Annotated in this window: 14 protein-coding genes; 8 read left to right on the top strand and 6 right to left on the bottom strand. The window is 52.7% G+C overall.

Going from position 1 to position 18,582, the window contains the following annotated elements:
- Positions 1 to 43: 43 nt before the first annotated feature.
- Both IT774_RS01590 and prlC read right to left on the bottom strand, forming a co-directional pair.
- Entirely contained in the window at positions 44 to 736 is a 693-nt protein-coding gene (locus IT774_RS01590; RefSeq protein ID WP_195811058.1) for a DNA-3-methyladenine glycosylase I, read from the bottom strand.
- Positions 733 to 2,772 (bottom strand): oligopeptidase A, encoded by a 2,040-nt coding sequence (gene prlC, locus IT774_RS01585; protein WP_195811057.1) that lies wholly within the window; start codon positions 2,770 to 2,772, stop codon positions 733 to 735. Before prlC ends, IT774_RS01590 begins: the two co-directional genes overlap by 4 nt.
- A 317-nt stretch (positions 2,773 to 3,089) precedes the next feature.
- Between prlC and gorA the strand changes: the two genes are divergently transcribed.
- From gorA to IT774_RS01550, 8 genes are all read left to right on the top strand, one after another.
- A complete protein-coding gene (gene gorA, locus IT774_RS01580; RefSeq protein WP_195811056.1) occupies positions 3,090 to 4,436 on the top strand; it encodes a glutathione-disulfide reductase in 1,347 nt (448 codons plus the stop codon).
- 321 nt (positions 4,437 to 4,757) lie between these two features.
- On the top strand, positions 4,758 to 5,951 hold the full coding sequence (locus IT774_RS18125; RefSeq protein ID WP_456300153.1) for a TolB family protein: 1,194 nt from the start codon (positions 4,758 to 4,760) through the stop codon (positions 5,949 to 5,951).
- A gap of 29 nt (positions 5,952 to 5,980) precedes the next feature.
- Positions 5,981 to 7,888 carry an amidohydrolase family protein gene (locus tag IT774_RS18120; RefSeq protein WP_456300152.1) on the top strand — a complete coding sequence of 636 codons (1,908 nt, stop codon included), beginning with the start codon at positions 5,981 to 5,983 and terminating at the stop codon, positions 7,886 to 7,888.
- A gap of 529 nt (positions 7,889 to 8,417) precedes the next feature.
- Positions 8,418 to 9,674, top strand: a complete 1,257-nt coding sequence (locus IT774_RS01570; protein WP_195811055.1) for an HlyD family secretion protein — start codon at positions 8,418 to 8,420, stop codon at positions 9,672 to 9,674.
- Positions 9,671 to 11,842 (top strand): peptidase domain-containing ABC transporter, encoded by a 2,172-nt coding sequence (locus tag IT774_RS01565; RefSeq protein WP_195811054.1) that lies wholly within the window; start codon positions 9,671 to 9,673, stop codon positions 11,840 to 11,842. Before IT774_RS01570 ends, IT774_RS01565 begins: the two co-directional genes overlap by 4 nt.
- Positions 11,829 to 12,086: a response regulator transcription factor gene (locus IT774_RS01560; protein ID WP_195811053.1), complete on the top strand. Its 258-nt coding sequence runs from the start codon at positions 11,829 to 11,831 to the stop codon at positions 12,084 to 12,086. The genes IT774_RS01565 and IT774_RS01560 overlap by 14 nt, the downstream gene beginning before the upstream one ends.
- Before the next feature lie 53 nt (positions 12,087 to 12,139).
- A complete protein-coding gene (locus IT774_RS01555) occupies positions 12,140 to 12,337 on the top strand; it encodes a hypothetical protein (RefSeq protein ID WP_195811052.1) in 198 nt (65 codons plus the stop codon).
- Positions 12,338 to 12,407: 70 nt separating this feature from the next.
- Entirely contained in the window at positions 12,408 to 13,346 is a 939-nt protein-coding gene (locus IT774_RS01550; protein WP_195811051.1) for an ATP-grasp domain-containing protein, read from the top strand.
- A 66-nt stretch (positions 13,347 to 13,412) separates the two neighbouring features.
- Here the strand turns inward: IT774_RS01550 and hslU are convergent, their stop codons facing one another.
- From hslU to priA, 4 genes are all read right to left on the bottom strand, one after another.
- On the bottom strand, positions 13,413 to 14,744 hold the full coding sequence (gene hslU, locus IT774_RS01545) for an HslU--HslV peptidase ATPase subunit (RefSeq protein WP_195811050.1): 1,332 nt from the start codon (positions 14,742 to 14,744) through the stop codon (positions 13,413 to 13,415).
- Positions 14,745 to 14,812: 68 nt separating this feature from the next.
- Positions 14,813 to 15,337 carry an ATP-dependent protease subunit HslV gene (gene hslV, locus IT774_RS01540; RefSeq protein WP_195811049.1) on the bottom strand — a complete coding sequence of 175 codons (525 nt, stop codon included), beginning with the start codon at positions 15,335 to 15,337 and terminating at the stop codon, positions 14,813 to 14,815.
- A 163-nt stretch (positions 15,338 to 15,500) separates the two neighbouring features.
- Positions 15,501 to 16,079, bottom strand: a complete 579-nt coding sequence (locus IT774_RS01535; protein ID WP_195811048.1) for an SPOR domain-containing protein — start codon at positions 16,077 to 16,079, stop codon at positions 15,501 to 15,503.
- 142 nt (positions 16,080 to 16,221) lie between these two features.
- Entirely contained in the window at positions 16,222 to 18,396 is a 2,175-nt protein-coding gene (gene priA / locus IT774_RS01530) for a primosomal protein N' (RefSeq protein WP_195812172.1), read from the bottom strand.
- Positions 18,397 to 18,582: the final 186 nt, after the last annotated feature.

Genomic DNA, 18,582 nt, shown 5'->3' with positions numbered 1-18,582 from the left:
AAAGGCAGGAATATGGCAGAGTGCGTATCTCTGCCATATTTAATCAGCTATTCGCGCGGTTGCTCCCCCAGCTATACGAGAGGATCTGACTTAGCTGGGTCAGGGGCCGGCCACTTTGTGCCTGCCAGTCGGCAAACTGTTGATTAATGGCCGCTAAACTCCGCTTACTGGTAACACCGCCATCAAACACTTCATGTTTACGCAGATAATCTTCGTTATCCTGAGATAACAAAAAGGTATCCACGCCTAACGAGCGCAGCATATACGGCCCCGTGTTGCCGCCAAGACGGGCACCATGTTGTTTCAGGCGCAGCCACAATTGGGTGACCTCCGCCGCGCCAAAGCTAGCCACAAATTCGCCAAAGCTGCGGTAATCATGGCGGATATCGGCAATCATCAAAGCATTGGCGCGTACCGTCATAACCTTCTTATAATTTCTGACAATACGCTTATCGGTGGCCTTTTTTTCCAGCATTTCGTCGGGCATCAGCAGCACTTTTTCGACATCAAAGTTAAAAAAGACCTCTTCAAAAGCAGGCCACTTCTGCTCAATAACCCGCCATACAAACCCCGACTGAAATACCTTTTTGGTCATCGCGGCTAAAAACCGGTCATCTGGAATACGGGCCACCTGAGTTGCTGACAACGGCTGGCTTAGCAACCGTTCCAGCCCGGCTTTACCACCCTTGCGTTCGCAGGCGCGCCGGTAAATTACCTCAAATGACTCCGCACTCATGCCGCTTTAATACCACTATGACGCAGCAGGGCTTCGACATTGGGTTCTCGGCCACGAAACGCCACAAATAAATCCATTGGTTCGCGGCTACCGCCCATTTCCAGAATGTTGTGTAAAAACGCTTTGCCGGTGTCCCGATTAAAGATGCCATCTTCTTCAAATTTGCTAAAGGCATCTGCTGACAGAACCTCTGCCCATTTGTAGCTGTAATAACCGGCGGCATAACCGCCGGCAAAGATATGACCAAAGCTGTTTTGGAAGCGGTTGAATTCTGGCGGTACAATCACAGCCACCTGCTGACGCACTTTGTCCAGCTCGGCCTGCACATCTACCTGATCCCCTTCTTGCTGGTGCAGATTAAAGTCGAACAGGCTGAACTCCAACTGCCTGACCATTTGCATCGCCGACTGGAAATCACGGGCCGACAGCATGCGATCCAGCAATTCTTTAGGCAGCGGTTCACCGGTTTCATAATGCCCCGAGATATAATTCAGCGCTTCTTCTTCCCAGCACCAGTTTTCTAAAAACTGACTGGGTAGCTCCACCGCATCCCAGGGCACCCCGTTTACACCCGACACACCAGCCACACTCATTTTCGTAAGCATATGATGCAGGCCATGACCAAACTCATGGAACAGGGTCACTACCTCATCGTGGGTGAATAAAGCAGGTGTATCTCCTACCGGACCATTGAAATTACAGGTCAGATAGGCCACCGGTAATTGTATCTTCCCGTTTTCCTGTTCACGGCGCACACGGCATTCATCCATCCACGCACCACCACGCTTATTGGCCCGGGCATACAAATCAAGATAAAAACTGCCGCGCAGTGCATCCGCATTATCGGTGATGGTGAAATAGCGAACGTCATCATGCCAGGTATCGACGCCCGGCTGCTCCACAATCTTCAGGCCATACAAACGCTGAACAGTTTCAAACAGGCCATGTAAGACTTTTTCTTCCGGAAAATAGGGACGCAGCATTTCATCAGAGATGGTGTACTTTTCCTGTTTCAGCTTTTCGCTGTAATACGGTACATCCCAGGCTTCCAGGCTATCTACCTGATGCTGTTGTTGAGCATAGTGTTTTACCTCATCCAAATCGGCCTGAGCCTGAGGTAAAGAACGCTTGGCCAGATCTTCTAAAAAGCCGGTGACCTGGTCGGTAGAGTTGGCCATTTTGGTCGCCAGAGAGCTTTCTGCATAATTGTTAAAGCCCAGCATTTTGGCGGACTCGGTGCGCAGTGCCAGAATTTCCTGAATAATGTCGGTGTTATCCCACTTGCCTGCATTTGGCCCCTGGTCAGACGCACGAGTGGCAAACGCCCGATACATTTGCTCGCGCAACGCCCGGTTATCGGCGTACAGCATCACCGGTAAATAAGACGGGATATCCAGGGTAAATAACCAGCCATCTAAATCTTTTTGCTGCGCTGCCTGAGCCGCTGCCGCCAGGGCCGATTCAGGCATCCCGGCCAGCTCGTTTTGATCGGTAACATGCCGCGTCCACCCCATGGTGGCATCCATCACATTATTACTGAATGTTGAGGACAGCTCTGACAAACGGGCGCTGATTTGAGCATAACGTTGCTTTTGTTCTGCCGGCAGGGCCACGCCCGACAAGGTAAAGTCACGGATGGTATTGTCGATGTATTTCTGACGCTGTTCGTCCAGCTCACCAAATTCTTCGCTGTTGCGCAGACGGGTATAGGCATTGTACAGGCCTTCGTGCTGGCCCACCCAGGTACCGTATTCAGACAGTAAGGGTAAACAGCTGTCGTGAGCTTCGCGCAGGGCATCACTGCTGACCACCGAATTCATATGAGACACGGGTGACCACATTTTGCTTAGCCGATCATCGGCTTCTTCCACACGCAGCACCACATTAGCGTAGCTGTCATCTGCAGAGGCCACCACTTCTTCAATGGTTTGCTTGCAGTGAGCAATCGCTTGCTCAATAGCGGGCTTTATTTGTTCTGGCGAAATCTGAGAAAAAACAGGTAATCCATCGACTTGCTCAATTGCAGGTTGTGTCATTAGGCTCTCACTTTTTATTCGTAGGTATAACAAGAATGTAGGGCTGGCGAAGGGCAAAAACAAGGCATGAAGCTAAAACCGGTGTGATTGTTTGCCGGGCATAGTCTGCCAACGCTCCTGAACGACCCATTGGGCTGCCTTTTTCGTAAGCATCCGATAGATGACGCAAATGGTCGTTCCTTTGATAGTTGAGTAATTGCTATTGTTGGGACGCTCTATCTTTGAAACTTTCTATTTTTGAAACTATCTATTTTGAGTAAGCACACCAATCGTGCCAGACTATTTGTCTTACCCACCCTGAGTAGAACGGGAACCCTATGAAAGAATTTGACTACATCTGTATTGGCGGCGGCAGTGGCGGTATCGCCTCGGCAAACCGGGCTGCCAAACATGGTAAAAAGGTGGCCATAATTGAAGGCAACCTTATTGGTGGCACTTGCGTGAATGTGGGCTGTGTACCCAAAAAAGCAATGTGGTTCGGCGCCAATGTGGCTGAATCGATTAATCGTTATGCCGAAGACTATGGCTTTGACGTCACATTAAACAAATTTAACTGGCCGGTAATGGTGGCCAACCGTCGTGCTTACATTCAGCGCATCCATGCCTCATACGATAAAGTGCTTGCAGCCAACGAGATTACCCTGATTCATGGTTACGCCAGGTTTGTTGATGACCACACCATTGAGGTAAATGGTGAACACTACACGGCCCCCCATATTACGGTGGCAGTAGGTGGCCACCCGCGTCTGCCGGATATCCCCGGCGCGGAGCATGGCATCGACTCGGATGGTTTTTTTGACCTGGAAGAACAACCCCAGCGGGCCGTGGTAGTGGGCGCCGGTTATATTGCGGTGGAACTGGCAGGTGTGCTGCATTCATTAGGTTCAAAAACCGATTTAGTTATTCGCCATGATGCGCCGTTACGGCACTTCGATCCTATCATTCATGAAACCCTGGTGGAGGTGATTGAAAATGAAGGTCCGAAACTGCACAAGCAGTCAGGTGTCGAAAAGGTAGAAAAACTGGATAATGGCGAACTGCGTATTGAGCTGACCAGTGGTGAAACCCTGACAGCAGATTGTCTTATCTGGGCCATTGGCCGGCAACCCAGTTCCGATAAACTGGCACTGGAGAACACCTCAGTGGCGCTGGATGACCGGGGCTTTATCAGTGTCGATAAATATCAGAACACTCGCGCAGAGGGCATTTATGCCATTGGCGATATTACCGGTCAGGTAGAGCTGACCCCAGTGGCCATCAAGGCTGGCCGCCTGCTTAGCGAACGGTTGTTCAATGGCCAGAGCGAAGCGCACCTGGATTATAATCTGATTCCTACCGTGGTGTTTTCACACCCTGCCATTGGAACTATCGGGCTCACCGAAGCCGAGGCGCGCGAGCAGTACCAGCAAGACGTAAAGGTTTATACCTCGTCGTTCTCGGCCATGTTCACCGCCGTCACCCGCCACCGTCAGCCCACTAAAATGAAGTTGGTCTGTGTGGGTGAAGACGAAAAAGTTGTGGGTCTGCATGGTATTGGCCATGGCATGGACGAAATTCTGCAGGGCTTTGCGGTGGCTATGAAAATGGGCGCCACAAAAGCTGACTTTGACGCCTGTGTGGCCATTCACCCCACCAGCGCCGAAGAATTTGTCACCATGACCTGATGAAATTTCAGCCCGTTATTATGCGCCATTCATCGTAGCGGGCTGGTAGCCAGGCTTTACACCCTGATAGTGTTGTCTTTTGCAATATCAACAGATAGCAGATAAGTTAACTGTTTTTGACAATAATAACACTACAGGGTTAACACACATGACCATGCCCCTTCGCCGCACTCTGCTGGCCTCCGCACTCGGCTTACTGATCAGTGGAACTGCTCAGGCAGCCACCGATTCTGACCAACCCAGCTGGGATATAATGGATCCCCCTTTGACTTAAATGAAGTCACTATCTCTACCAATCAGACAACCTGGTCGAGCCTGTCGGTGTCTCCCGATGGCCAGTATATGGTCTTTGATATGCTGGGGGATATTTATCAGGTGCCGCTGACCGGTGGCAAGGCCAAAGCCCTGACCGCCGATTTTGGCTGGAATATTGAACCCTCTATTTCCCCCGATGGCAGTAAAATTGCCTTTATTTCCGATCGTGGCGGGATTTCCAATATCTGGGTAATGGATGCCGATGGCAGTAATTTACGCCAGGTTTCCCAAGAAAAAAATAACCTGGTGCACTCGCCCAAATGGAGCCCCGACGGCCAGTATCTGGTGGCCACTAAGGGAATTATGTCGAGCCGCAGTATCCCTGCCGGTGAAATCTGGATGTATCACATTGATGGCGGCGATGGTCTGCAGATAAAAGCGCGGGTTCACGGCGATGCGGACCAGCAGAATATTGCTGACCCGGTATTTTCTCATGATGGCAACTACATCTATTACACCGAAAACACCGTGCCTGGCGCCCAGTTTGAATACAACCGCAACCCCCTGGAAGGCATTTTTGCGATTACCCGCTTTGACCGTTCCACCGGTGAAGAAACCCGTTTTATCAGCGGCACCGGTGGCGCTATTGTCCCCACTCCGTCTCCGGACGGCAATTACCTGGCCTTTGTACGCCGGGTAAAAAGCAATACGGCCCTGTTTATTAAAGATCTGAAAACCGGCGAGGAAACCCCGCTGACCCTGGATCTTGAACGCGATATGCAGGAAGGCTTTGGCTCTGAAGGCTACTATGCCTATTTTGACTGGCTGCCAGACTCAAGCGCGCTGGTGTACTGGACCGGCGGGACCTTCCATAAAATTGATGTGGCCACCAAAACCGTTGAAGACATTGATATTTCGGTCAATGCAACCAAACAATATGCCAACGCCCTGCGCTTTGATGTGGATGTGGCGCCGGACGAATTTGATGTAAAAATGATTCGCTGGTCACAGCATTCCCCTGATGGCCAGACGATGCTGTTTCAGGCGCTGGGTAAGCTATACACCAAAAACAAGCAATCCGGTAAGGTTACGCGTTTAACGCAACAGGACGATCACGACGAATATTATCCGCGTTACTCTAACGACGGTAGCAAGATTGTTTATACCACCTGGCATGACCAGCAGCTGGGCGAAGTGCGCATTATTAATGCCGATGGCAGCAACAGCCAGGTGATTACCAATACCCCGGGCATTATGTAGAACCCGCCTTTTCCGGTGATGACCAACAGGTGGTCTATCGTAAGTTCTCCGGCGGCTACCTGTTAGATCCTAAGTACTCACTGGACCCGGGGCTGTACGTCACCAAACTGGCCACCGGCGAACATACCAAGGTTGCGGCGTCGGGCACCAATGCGCACTTTGCCGGTGACAACCAGCGGGTATATTTCACCGAATCGGTGGGCGGTACCCCTTACCCGGAAACCCAGCTAAGCAGTGTGAATCTGGCGGGGAACGACAAACGGGTGCATTTGTATGGCGCCGATAAGGTCAGCGAATACCGCCTGTCTCCTGATAAGCAGTGGGTGGCGTTTGTTCATCAGTTCAAAACCTATATCGCCCCGTTTGTGGATAATGGTAAAAAAATCACGCTGGGACCAAAAATGACCTCGCTGCCCGTGACCCAGTTATCTGATCGTGCCGGCGAATACTTCACCTGGAAAGCAGACAGCAGCGCGGTAGGCTGGTTCCATGGTCCGAACTATTACGAGCAGAATATTCAGGCGGCATTAAATGCCGACGACAATAACGCAGCGCAACTGGCCGAAAATTCAGTGACCAACCTGTCGTTTACCACCAAAGCTGACAAACCTTCAGGTTACAAGGCGTTGGTGGGCGGTAACATAGTCACCATGCGCAATGCCGACAATACTCAGGAAGTAATTGAAAATGGCGTGGTCATTATCAAAGAAAACCGGATTGTCGAAGTAGGCAAAAAAGGCGAAGTGGCCATCCCCGAAGATGCCATGCGGGTGGATACCACCGGCAAAACTATTGTGCCGGGTCTCATCGATGCCCATGCCCACGGTTCGCAGGGACGTAATGAAATTATTCCTCAGCAGAATTGGAGCCAGTATTCGAATGTGGCCTTTGGGGTCACCACCATCCATGATCCGTCCAATGACACCACCGAAATATTTGCCGCCTCAGAGCTACAACGCACCGGCGATATTGTGGCCCCGCGCATCTATTCTACCGGCGCCATTTTGTACGGTGCTGAAGCATTAGGTTACAAGGCCATTATTAACGATTACGACGATGCCTATTTTCATGTTCAGCGGTTAAAAGAAGCCGGAGCCATTTCGGTGAAAAGTTACAACCAACCCGCCCGCAGTCAACGCCAGCAGGTGGTCTGGGCCGCGCGTAAACAGGACATGATGGTGGTGCCAGAAGGCGGCGGCAAGCTGCAGCAGAATCTTACCATGCTGGTAGACGGGCATACCGGGCTTGAGCACAGCCTGCCCATTGAGCGTGGTTACAGCGATGTCACACAGCTGTGGAGTGCCACCGAGTTTGGTTATACCCCAACCTTTGTGGTGTCTTATGGCGGCATGATGGGTGAAGAGTATATGTACGATCGCACCGAGGTCTGGAAAAATCCGCGGTTGTTACGCTATACGCCGTCGTTTTTGCTCGACTCCCGGGCCATCCGTCGTCCCACGGCTCCGGATAGCGAATACAATCATCAGGCGGTGGCCGAATATGCGAAAACCCTGCGGGACAACGGCGTGAGTGTCCACATTGGCGCCCATGGTCAGCGCGAAGGCTTAGCCGCGCACTGGGAAATGTGGTTAATGGAGCAAGGCGGCTTTACCCCGTTTGAAGCCTTACGGGCCGCGACCATCGATGGTGCCCGTCATCTGGGGATGGCGGCCGATATTGGTAGTATCGAAGCCGGCAAACTGGCCGACCTGGTGGTCATCGATGGTGATGTGCTGAACAACCTGCAACGCAGTGAGTATGTTGAATACACGGTGCTGAACGGGCGCATTTATGAAGCCGCTACCATGAATGAATTAGGCGATGACAAAACCCGTAAGCCGTTCTTCTTTGAAAGTGACAACAAAACCTTTATGCCCGAAGCCACCAGCCAGGCCATCGAGCAAAAGTCACACAAATACCACTGGCAACATAAGTAACCGCCCTGGTAACGTGTAATCAAAGTAATAAAGAAAGTAACTAAACCTATCGCGGCAGTCATTCTGTGACTGCCGCTTTTTTATCTTCATCAGTCCCATTCCATCATTTTCGTTTGCCCTATTCACCACGATTTTCTTAAAGTCTATCCAGGCCCGGCCCGCCCCCACCTGTACGACCGTAGGTAGTCAGTAGCAAAATCCGGCCATTCTTATCACAATCAGGACATTCGTTGCTGCCAGAGGGCCGCAGGGAAAACTCGTCCGCCTCCCATAAGCATTCACCGCCGCCTTTGCCTAATCTCAATAGCGTCGGTTAACACCCCCGACACCCCAGGAAAGTGACGTGTTTAGTTCACGGAAATGATACGCAGCAGGAACACGTCGCCGGTTTGCAGATAACACAGTTCAGGTCAGGCAGGTGTCAGGGAAACAGGATGCCAGGGAGACCAACACGTCATAGGGAAGATGACGCTGTGTTATCTGACAACACCGTCAGATGCTATGCCCATTATCAAGGATGCTAAAAATCATGAGAAACGGACTGTTCAGGCCCCAGGCCCTCGCCGCCCAGGGCCCCCGATTACACGGCAGTGTTTTTATTCAGCCATCAATGCGGCTGGGGGTTATCGCCAGCGCCATCGTACTATGGAGCGCCGCCACGATCACCTACCTGAGTCAGGCCCAATATAGCCGCCAGGCAACGGTCAGTGGCTGGTTAGAGCCCCCCGCCGGGATTGTAAAGGTCTATGCTGATCAGCCCGGCAGCATTATCCAGGCGGTATTGGTAACCGAAGGCCAACAGGTACGTCGGGGCGAGCCGCTGATTGCCCTTACAGTCCATCATAACTTGGCAGACGGCCGGGTCGCCCAGCAGTCGCTGCAACACGAATATCAGCAACAGCTGCTGGGACTGGACCAACAAATTGCCTATACCGGAACCCTGTATCAGCACAAACATGACGGACTGACCCGGGACCTCGCCGCGCTGAACAACGAGCATGAGGCGTTGGCCCGTTTAAAAGATCTGGCGCAGTCACAGTTGCTTCTGGCCCAACGGCATTACCAACGTCTGGCGCCGTTAAGCGGTATTCATGTGGCTTCACGCGAAGTGGATGCCGCCTACGCCGCCAAGCTTAGTGCCGAGCAGTCACTGGGAGATAAGCAGCAGGCGCTGGCCGCCCTGACCCGCTCGCTGGCACAAACCCGACAGGCTCTGGAGGCTTTGCCTTTGGAGCAGCACAATGCGCTGGCAGCCTTTGGGCATAAAAGCAGTGAAATTCGTCAGCAGCTTGTACAGTTACAATCTCAAAGCCAACGGATCCTGCGTGCCAGCCGCGATGGGGTAGTAAGCAATCTGGTGGCTTTTGCGGGGCATTCACAACCAGCCAATACGCCATTGCTGACGCTGACTCCGCCGGATCAGCAGGTGCGCGCCCGCTTCGCCATTCCGGTCCGCGCCGCGGGCTTTGTTACACAAGGCCAGCAGCTGGCCCTGCGCTATGACGCCTACCCCTATCAGAAGTTCGGCTTGCATGGGGCGGTGATCACCACGTTATCCAGCGCTGCGATGTTACCCAGCGAGGTGGGGCCTAATCTGATAAATTTTAAGGAGCCGGTGTATTTAGCCGAGGCGCGTCTTGAGGCTCAACAGCTGCAGGCTTACGGACAACCTGTCACCCTTAAATCGGGCATGACCTTTACTGCCGACATTGCCCTGGGCGAGCGCTCATTACTGGAATGGCTGCTCGAGCCGCTGCTAACATTATCGGGCAGGCTTGCTGTATGAACACATTATTCGCCGCCCCGTTACAGTTTCGATGGACGCCCCGGGCCCGCGTACCACAAGTCTTTCAGGCCGAAATGGCTGAGTGTGGACTGGCGTGTCTGTGTATGGTCAGTCAGCATTTCGGCAACGAACTGGAATTATCGGCGTTGAGACAGCGCTTTGGGGTCTCAGGCCGTGGGCTTACCTTAAAAGATCTTATGGCCGTGGCAGCCCAGATTAATTTATCGGCGCGGGCGTTAAAAGTTGAACCCGGAGACCTGGCACAACTCAGCCTGCCCGCGATTTTACACTGGAACATGCAACACTTTGTGGTGCTCACCAGCGTCAGCCGCCAGGGTATCTTTATCAACGACCCGGCCACCGGACAGCGCTTTTTACGCTTTGCTGAGGCCGATGAGCAGCTCACCGGGGTGGCGCTGGAGCTCACCTGCGCCGGCCTCTATCAGTGTCCGGACGCCGCGCCTAGACTGACTCTGGGACACTTCTGGCAACGGGCTCGCGGGCTTAAACGCAGTCTGACTCTGTTGTTTGTATTGTCGGTACTGCTCCAGCTTTTTGCCCTTGCCAGCCCCTACTACATGCAGACGGTGGTAGATGATGTGCTATTGCGCCATTCTGATCATCTGCTTAGCGTATTGGCACTGGGATTTGGCTTACTGCTGCTGATTGAATGTGCCACCACCGGGGTACGAAAATGGTTGATTTTGTCGTTATCCAGCCGTTTACAGGGCCAGATGTCCGCCAATCTGTTTCATCACTTACTGCATCTGCCGGCAGACTTTTTTGCCCGGCGTCACCTGGGCGATGTGGTGTCCCGGTTTGGCTGTCTGGCTGAGGTGCGAGAACAGCTGACCACGGGGCTGGTGACCGCCTTGCTGGATGGCCTGATGACATTGGTGATGCTGGTGGTCATGTGGCTGTACTCACCGCTGCTTAGTGTGGTAGTCGCCAGCAGTATTGTGCTGTATATCGCCCTGCGCTGGGCCACCTTCGGACATATCAGAAACATCAGCGCCGAACGGTTGCACCACAGCGCCACCGAGCAGGGGCATTTTCTTGAGACCGTGCGCTCGATTCAGGCAGTCAAGCAATTCAATTATCAGGCGCTGCGTCATAATCAATGGCAAAATTTGCTGGTCAAAGTTATCAACACCGATATCCGCCTGGGTAAAACCGACATTGTGCTGGCCGCGGCTAATCAGCTCATCTTTGGAGTGCAGAATCTGCTGGTGATTTTTCTGGGCGCGCAGGCGGTCATGGGTAATCTATTCACCGTGGGCATGCTGTATGCCTTTATCAGCTACAAAAGCCAGTTTACCACTGCCTGCGACAATTTAATCCACCAGCTGATTCAGCTGAAATTACTGCGAGTTCACCTGGACCGGTTAGCCGATATTGTTTTCAGCACTCCGGAACAGCTTAATTACGACCACTCTGGCACCCGCGCGCCGTCCTCGGCGCTGCACGTGAACAACCTGTCGTATCGTTTTGGTGCCCTGAGCGTCCCGCTGTTTGAGAACCTGAATCTGACGGTGGCCCCGGGCCAGACCATAGCCATTATTGGCCCCAGCGGCGCCGGCAAAAGTACCTTTTTGAAATGTCTGATGGGATTGATAAAGCCAGATAGCGGCAGCGTGCAATACGCCGGACAGGAGGTGCACAGCAGTGTCCACTTTCGCCGACTAAGCGCGGCGGTATTGCAGGATGATACCTGTCTAAACGGCACCGTACTGGACAACATAACCGGCTTTGATGACACCCCCGACATGGACCGGCTACAACAGGCCACCCGCATGGCCTGTCTGGAACAGGATATCGCCCGCATGCCAATGCAATACCAGACCCTGGTCGGCGATATGGGCAGCACCTTAAGTGGTGGCCAGCTCCAGCGTCTGTTTCTGGCCCGGGCGCTATATCGACAGCCAGCGGTGTTGTTTTTGGATGAAGCCAGTAGTCACCTTGATGTGGCCAACGAAGCTCGCATCAATGCGCACCTTAAAGCCATGTCTATTACCCGAATTATTGTTGCTCACCGGCCGCACACTATAGCGCTGGCCGATGACGTTTTTATCCTGGAAAACGGCAGTCTGACCCGTGTGTCGAATGCTCAGCAGGATATATGTGTACCCCTAAACCCTGCTCAAGGAGAGCCTAATGACCAGCATTAATGACACCAGCATCTATCACCTTCGCCTATCCAGCCTATCCAACCGGGAGCGGCAGGTAGCCCACAAGATTCTTGAAGGACTGCCCAATAAGAGTATCGCTGCACAGCTTTTTATCAGCGAGCGTACCGTCAAATTTCACTGCGCGAATATTTATCGAAAACTGGAAATACGCAACCGGTCAGCATTAATGGCCAGCTATTTTCGTTACCTGTATCAGCCTGAAACCACTGTAGCAAAAAGCTGATGACCACCCCTGGGCCGCGCTGGCGGCCTGTTTTATACTATCAAGGAAAGATAATGATGAAACCAAGCAATGCCCCCCGTTATATCCGTACGACACCCCGCGAGTTGTCTGATACCTGCCTCGACCAGATCGCCGGTGCCGGCCCACATCTTATGGCCCCCGACCCTAAGCCGCAACTTAAACCCCAGCCTCAGTTTACCCAGGCATTAGGCGAAGACGGCGGCACCCTGCCCGATCCGAGTTTGTGGTAACACTGTCTGCAGATGGGGCGGCGCTTAGTGTAGCGCCGCCATTTCCGGTCAACGGTTGGAGCGCCCTTTTATGCGCCAGACAGTATTAATTATTGGTAAGGTCGAGACCCCAGAAGTCCGGCACCTTATGCAGCAGCTGACCAGGCATTCCTATCGGATCCTGGTGCTCGACACCAGCCGGTTCGGCAGTGACAGTTTTATCAGCTACGAGCCTGAAAGGGCCTCCGGCTGGTTGCGGGTGAACCATGAGGAAGTGGCTTTCAAGCAGATACACAGTGTCTTTTGGGACCAGTTTTATCCGTTTAACACTAATAATGACCAACCCGGTATCCATGGGAACAACCCACACGATAAATACAGTCTGCTGGAGGTGCTGTTCCAGCAACCGCATATCCGGTGGTTTAATAGTGTGACGGTGATGCGTTCACACAAATGCAAACCCTGGCAGCTGACTCTGGCTGCTCAGGGTGATTTACGACTGCCTGCCACCTGTATCGGTAATCATCCGGACCGCGTGCGGCTGTTTTTGAATAAGCACCCGGATATTATTATAAAACCGGTCCACGGGGGCCGCTTTACCTATCGGTTCAGGAAGGATCAGGATCAGGCTCCCCACCATACCGGCCAGGCATCAGCTCAGGCAGCAGGCCAGGAGCCGGCAACCTTGCAGCAATACATCGGCGGCACCAATATTCGCAGTTACCTGATTGATGATTATTGTTTTTGCGGCGAATTACAGTCTTCGTACGTCGATTTTCGAGAAGATAGCCATACCCGTTATCGGCCGCACACCCTGCCCGACGAACTGGTGCGTCAGGGCCGCGCGTTGATGCTCAGGCTAGGCATGCACTGGGGCGCTATAGACTGGCGTCTGGATGAGCAGGGTCACTATTACTTTCTGGAGATAAATCCGGCGCCGCGATTTGCACATTTTGAGACCATCAGCCAGCTGCCTATTGCTGCGACCCTGGCCCGTTGTCTGTGTGCCAAGGCTGGTGTGTCCTTCTGAAACAAAAAAGCCGCTGACAGGCAGCGGCTTTTCAATTATTCATCAACCATGTGTTTGGCGAGTCACTTACAAGATGAAGCGGCTCAAATCTTCATTGTCCACCAATGTCTCAAGATGCTCATCAACATAGGCAGCATCAATAGTGAATGATTCACCGCTTTTTTCAGAAGCATCATAAGAGATATCTTCCATCAGACGCTCCAGCACCGTATGCAGACGACGGGCACCGATGTTTTCGAGACGCTCATTCACTTGCCACGCAGCTTCAGCAATGCGCTGAATGCCCGACTCAACAAAATCGATGGTCACCCCTTCGGTTTGCATCAACGCCTGATATTGTTCACACAACGAGGCATTTGGCTCGGTCAGGATGCGTTTGAAGTCTTCAACTTTTAATGCCGACAGTTCAACCCGAATCGGCAAACGGCCCTGCAATTCCGGGATAAGATCCGAAGGTTTGCTCATCTGGAATGCCCCAGAGGCAATAAACAGCATATGGTCGGTACGCACCATGCCGTGTTTGGTCGACACCGTCGAGCCTTCTACCAATGGCAGAAGATCACGCTGCACCCCTTCACGAGACACATCGCCGGAGTTATTGCCTTCGCGCTTACAGATTTTGTCGATTTCATCCACAAACACGATGCCGTGTTGTTCCACTGCCTCGATGGCTTTTTCTTTCAAATCTTCCTGATTGACCAGGCGGGCGGCTTCTTCTTCCACCAGCGCCTTGAACGCATCCTTAATTTTCATTTTTTTCTTTTTGGTGGTCTGAGAGCCAGACAGGTTCTGGAACATGCCCTGCAGCTGGTTGGTCATCTCTTCCATGCCCGGCGGGGCCATAATTTCTACGCCCATTTGCGACTGGGCCAGATCGATCTCAATCTCTTTATCGTCCAGCTCGCCTTCACGCAGCTTTTTACGGAAAGTCTGACGGGTGCCGCGATCTTCCACATCTTCTTTTTTGCCCCACTTATCTTCCGGCGGCGGTAGCAACACATCCAGAATCCGATCTTCAGCGGCTTCCTCGGCGCGATAACGCACCTTGGTCATTTCCTGTTCTTTGGTCATTTTTACCGCAATATCGACCAAATCACGGATAATGGTTTCCACTTCCTTGCCTACATAGCCCACTTCGGTGAACTTTGTGGCTTCCACCTTGATAAACGGGGCATTGGCCAGTTTTGCCAGCCGCCGGGCAATTTCTGTTTTACCGACCCCGGTGGGACCAATCATCAGAATGTTCTTAGGAGTTACTTCCTGACGCAGCTCATCAGGTAATTGCATACGGCGCCAGCGGTTACGCAGTGCAATTGACACCGCGCGTTTTGCGTCCTGCTGACCAATAATATGATTGTCCAGCTCGTGAACGATTTCTCTGGGAGTCATCTCAGACATGAATAAAACCTTCTTAAAAAAGCTGGCCTGTGTGCACAAGCCAGTATAAATACCTAGAGTTAGCGGACTTAGTAATCCAGAACTTCAATAGCCTGATTATGATTGGTGTATACGCAGATATCACCGGCAATGGTCAGGCTTTTTTCTGCAATTTCCTTGGCGCTGAGATCGCTGTTACCCAGCAAAGCGGTCGCGGCCGACTGGGCGTAAGGACCGCCTGAGCCAATCGCAATCAAATCCTGTTCCGGCTGCACCACGTCCCCGTTACCGGTGATAATGAATGAGGCGGTTTCATCCGCTACTGCCAACAAGGCTTCCAGCCGGCGCAAGGCCCGATCGGTACGCCAGTCTTTGGCCAGTTCCACCGCCGCCCGGGTCAGATGCCCCTGGTGCGTTTCTAATTTGGATTCAAATCGCTCAAACAAGGTAAACGCATCGGCGGTACCACCAGCAAAGCCGGCCAGTACTTTGTCGTTATAAAGCCGACGAACTTTACGGGCATTGCCTTTCATTACGGTATTGCCCAAAGAAACCTGACCGTCACCGGCCATAACTACCTGATTATTTCGTCTTACTGATACGATTGTTGTCACTGTTATCCCCGTTGGTTGGGCGAGTTTGCCACAAAGTGGGCAACGCAATTTAACTTGATGATAACTAAGTGGGGGATGGCCTATAAATTTCAAGGCTTGAACCAGGCATTGCCTGCCAATAGCACACCAGATGGCTATTGTGCAGGCAAAATTAAGCGGGAGCTTATACCGACCAGGTCAGAATGATGCAGGTGGTGATATTGATTTTGCGTAAAGTATGTTTGGCCCGCTCGGCGTCACGCTTAGTCTGCAGAGGTCCTAAAATTACCCGGAACCAGTTGCCATTGGAACCGCTGCTATCACGAATCTGGGCTTCCAGGCCCTGAAAGGCAATCTGGGCTTTCATTTCTTCTGCCTGCGGCCGGGTGCGGAACGACCCACATTGCAACAGATACAGCTTGTCGGTTTTTTCCTGGCGCGCGACTTCTACTTCCACTTCATAGCCGGGCAGCGACTTAATGTATTCCCATTCCTCCTCGGGCATCTCGGGTAGCTCTTCTTCCTGACTCACTGAAGCCGGTGGCGCGACCGGACCATCAATATTGTCTTTGGCGCTGTCTTTGATTGACCATAAAAACCAGATAAAGCCCAATACCAGAAACACCACTACGCCGGCGATTAGCCGCGAAACTTTGGGCGTCCCTGTCTCTTTGGTTTGTTTACCTCGTCTGGGTTTTTTATTGTTTTTTTTGTTTGGGCCCTGGGAACCACGACCGCGAGAAACATAATCACGTTGAGCCATAAACCGGCACTCATATCCCTTGGTTAATGCAACAACAACAGGTTACTGCGCACGAAAGCTTAAGTGTAACCTAAAACCGAAACCAATTGCTGCCTGTAAATTAGACGGTTAGTGGTAAGGTACCCATTTTATGATGAAATGGCTAACTAAAGTCGGTGGGATCGATATCACATGACCAGCGGACCCGGGCCGCATCCGGCAGTGCACTGATATGTGGCAGCGCCAGGCGAAGCTGTTGATGTAAATGCTGGCGCTGGGGTGACTGCAGGACCAGCATAAACCGAAATCGGCCCTGGCGCTTTTCAATGAGTCCTGGCATGGGGCCAATCAGTTGCAGGCCATCTATTTGTAAAATTGCCTGCGTCTGGTTCAGAAAACGCCAGGCCAGATCCCCTTCAATGGCCTCGGCCCTGATCACCACCTGGGCACAAAAGGGCGGTAGCTGCGCCATTTTGCGCTCAAGCAGCGCATGCCGGGCAAAGTGCGCATAGCCATTATTAACCAAATCCTGCAATAGTGGATGACCGGGGTTGTGAGTTTGCAGCCACATCTCCCCTGGCTTACTGGCGCGCCCGGCGCGGCCGGCCAGTTGGGTAACCAGTTGCGCCAGTTTTTCCGGCGCCCGAAAATCGGCGCTGAATAAAGCCCCATCGCAGTCCAGCACCACCACCAGCGTCACGTGGGGGAAATGGTGCCCTTTGGATAGAATCTGCGTACCGATGAGCAACTGATACTGCTGATGATTTATTTTATTAAGCATGGTCTGCAGTTTGTCTTTGCCACGGACCGAGTCGCTGTCAATGCGCACCTGGGCGGCATCCGGAAACAACTGGCTCAATCCCTGCTCTAACTGTTCGGTACCCACCCCGGCTGTGACCAGTTCACCGGCCCCGCAGCTCTGGCATTTAGACGGTACAGGACGGGTACTGGCGCAGTGGTGACATTGCAGGCGCTGATGCGTGCGGTGAACAGTATAGGGCCGTTCACACCGCTGACAGGTTTCGGTATGGCCGCAATGATGGCACAGCAGCGCCGGGGCATACCCCCGGCGGTTTACAAACACCAGCACCTGATTACCCTGACTCAAATGCTGGCGCATTAATGCCAGGGTGCCTTCTGCCAGCCCAAAGCGAATGGGTTGATCGCGCACATCCAGTAGATGCTGCATGGTAGCAACCGCGCCGGCAGCGCGCTGGGTCAGGTGCAGATGCTGATAGCGTTTGCTTAAGGCATTATTCAGTGTTTCCAGCGAGGGGGTGGCGCTGCCCAGTACCAGCGGAATATTTTCCTTTCTGGCGCGCATCACCGCTAAATCGCGAGCGTGGTATCGCAAGCCATCCTGTTGTTTGAATGACTCATCGTGCTCTTCATCTACAATCAGCATCCCGGGGAATTTCAGCGGGGTAAAAATTGCCGACCGGGTACCAATGATAATCCCCAGCTCCCCTGCGCGGGCTTGTTGCCAGATGGTAAGCCGGGCGGTATCGGTGATCTGCGAGTGCAGTACCGCCACCTCAATGCCAAAGCGCTGTTCAAACCGACTGACGGTTTGCGGGGTCAGTCCGATTTCGGGCACCAGAATTAACACCTGGCGTCCGGCACTTAGGGTCGTTTCGATGGCCTGTAAATAGACTTCGGTTTTGCCGCTGCCGGTGACCCCTTCTAACAAAAACGGGGCAAATTCGCCGGCGCGCTGATTAATGGCCGCAATCGCGACCGCCTGCTGGGGATCAGGACGGGGTTTTTCGCTGAGTTTTAATGTCTGCAGCCAGACCCGGGGCTTCGGCTGATAAGCCTGTTCGAAGGCTTCTATCAACCCCCGTTCGTCAAGCGCTTTCAAAATTGCCGGTGAATACCTTTGTTTTAACTCACCCGCCGGTAGTGGCGCTTCCTGCAGGTGTGCCAAACAGGCCTGTTGCCGGGGAGCACGGGCCAGCTCCCCGGCATCGGTCTGGGCGCCGTTTGCACTTACCCGATACCAGTTTTGGGGGGGCGGTTCGGCAGGCTCGCCTTTGCGAAGTTTAACCGGCAATGCCGTGTGCAGCACTTCCCCGGGTGCATGATGGTAATATTGCCACAACCAGCGGCCCAAACTCATAGACACATCATCAAGTACCGGGGTCGTGTCCAGCACCTTATCCACTGCCTTTAAACGGGCGGTCTGCTCTACCGAATTGTGCTGACCTACCACCACCCCCACCAGATGTCGTTTTCCAAAGGGCACACTCACGCGCACACCAGGGCTTAGTGCTTCATTGTGGGTATAGGTAAATGTCTGGCGCAACGGCACCGGTACAGCAACATCAAGATAAACGATGGTCATAAAGTTGGTAATACGCAGCAATTTGTGCTTGAGTGGTTGGTTTTAGACGCGCCTTTTTGCAGGCTGCCACTTGAATAGTATTGCGGCATACATTAATATGCGCGGCTCTTTACAGCAAGGCCCATGTTGGCTTTGTTATTATTTAAGTAACGTATGGTGTTTAGCTTCGGGTTAAATAGC

The organism is Salinimonas marina (genome assembly GCF_015644725.1).
In the GTDB taxonomy this organism is placed as follows: domain Bacteria; phylum Pseudomonadota; class Gammaproteobacteria; order Enterobacterales; family Alteromonadaceae; genus Alteromonas.
Note: the sequence above shows the minus strand (reverse complement) of the source record. Positions and strands in the feature narration are given on the sequence as shown.

Coding starts and splice junctions, on each gene's coding strand:
- hslU (WP_195811050.1), bottom strand. CDS start 14,744: ATGTCTGAGATGACTCCCAGAGAAATCGTTCACGAGCTGGACAATCAT.
- IT774_RS01590 (WP_195811058.1), bottom strand. CDS start 736: ATGAGTGCGGAGTCATTTGAGGTAATTTACCGGCGCGCCTGCGAACGC.
- IT774_RS01555 (WP_195811052.1), top strand. CDS start 12,140: ATGATGAAACCAAGCAATGCCCCCCGTTATATCCGTACGACACCCCGC.
- gorA (WP_195811056.1), top strand. CDS start 3,090: ATGAAAGAATTTGACTACATCTGTATTGGCGGCGGCAGTGGCGGTATC.
- IT774_RS01565 (WP_195811054.1), top strand. CDS start 9,671: ATGAACACATTATTCGCCGCCCCGTTACAGTTTCGATGGACGCCCCGG.
- IT774_RS01560 (WP_195811053.1), top strand. CDS start 11,829: ATGACCAGCATTAATGACACCAGCATCTATCACCTTCGCCTATCCAGC.
- IT774_RS01535 (WP_195811048.1), bottom strand. CDS start 16,079: ATGGCTCAACGTGATTATGTTTCTCGCGGTCGTGGTTCCCAGGGCCCA.
- prlC (WP_195811057.1), bottom strand. CDS start 2,772: ATGACACAACCTGCAATTGAGCAAGTCGATGGATTACCTGTTTTTTCT.
- IT774_RS01570 (WP_195811055.1), top strand. CDS start 8,418: ATGAGAAACGGACTGTTCAGGCCCCAGGCCCTCGCCGCCCAGGGCCCC.
- IT774_RS01550 (WP_195811051.1), top strand. CDS start 12,408: ATGCGCCAGACAGTATTAATTATTGGTAAGGTCGAGACCCCAGAAGTC.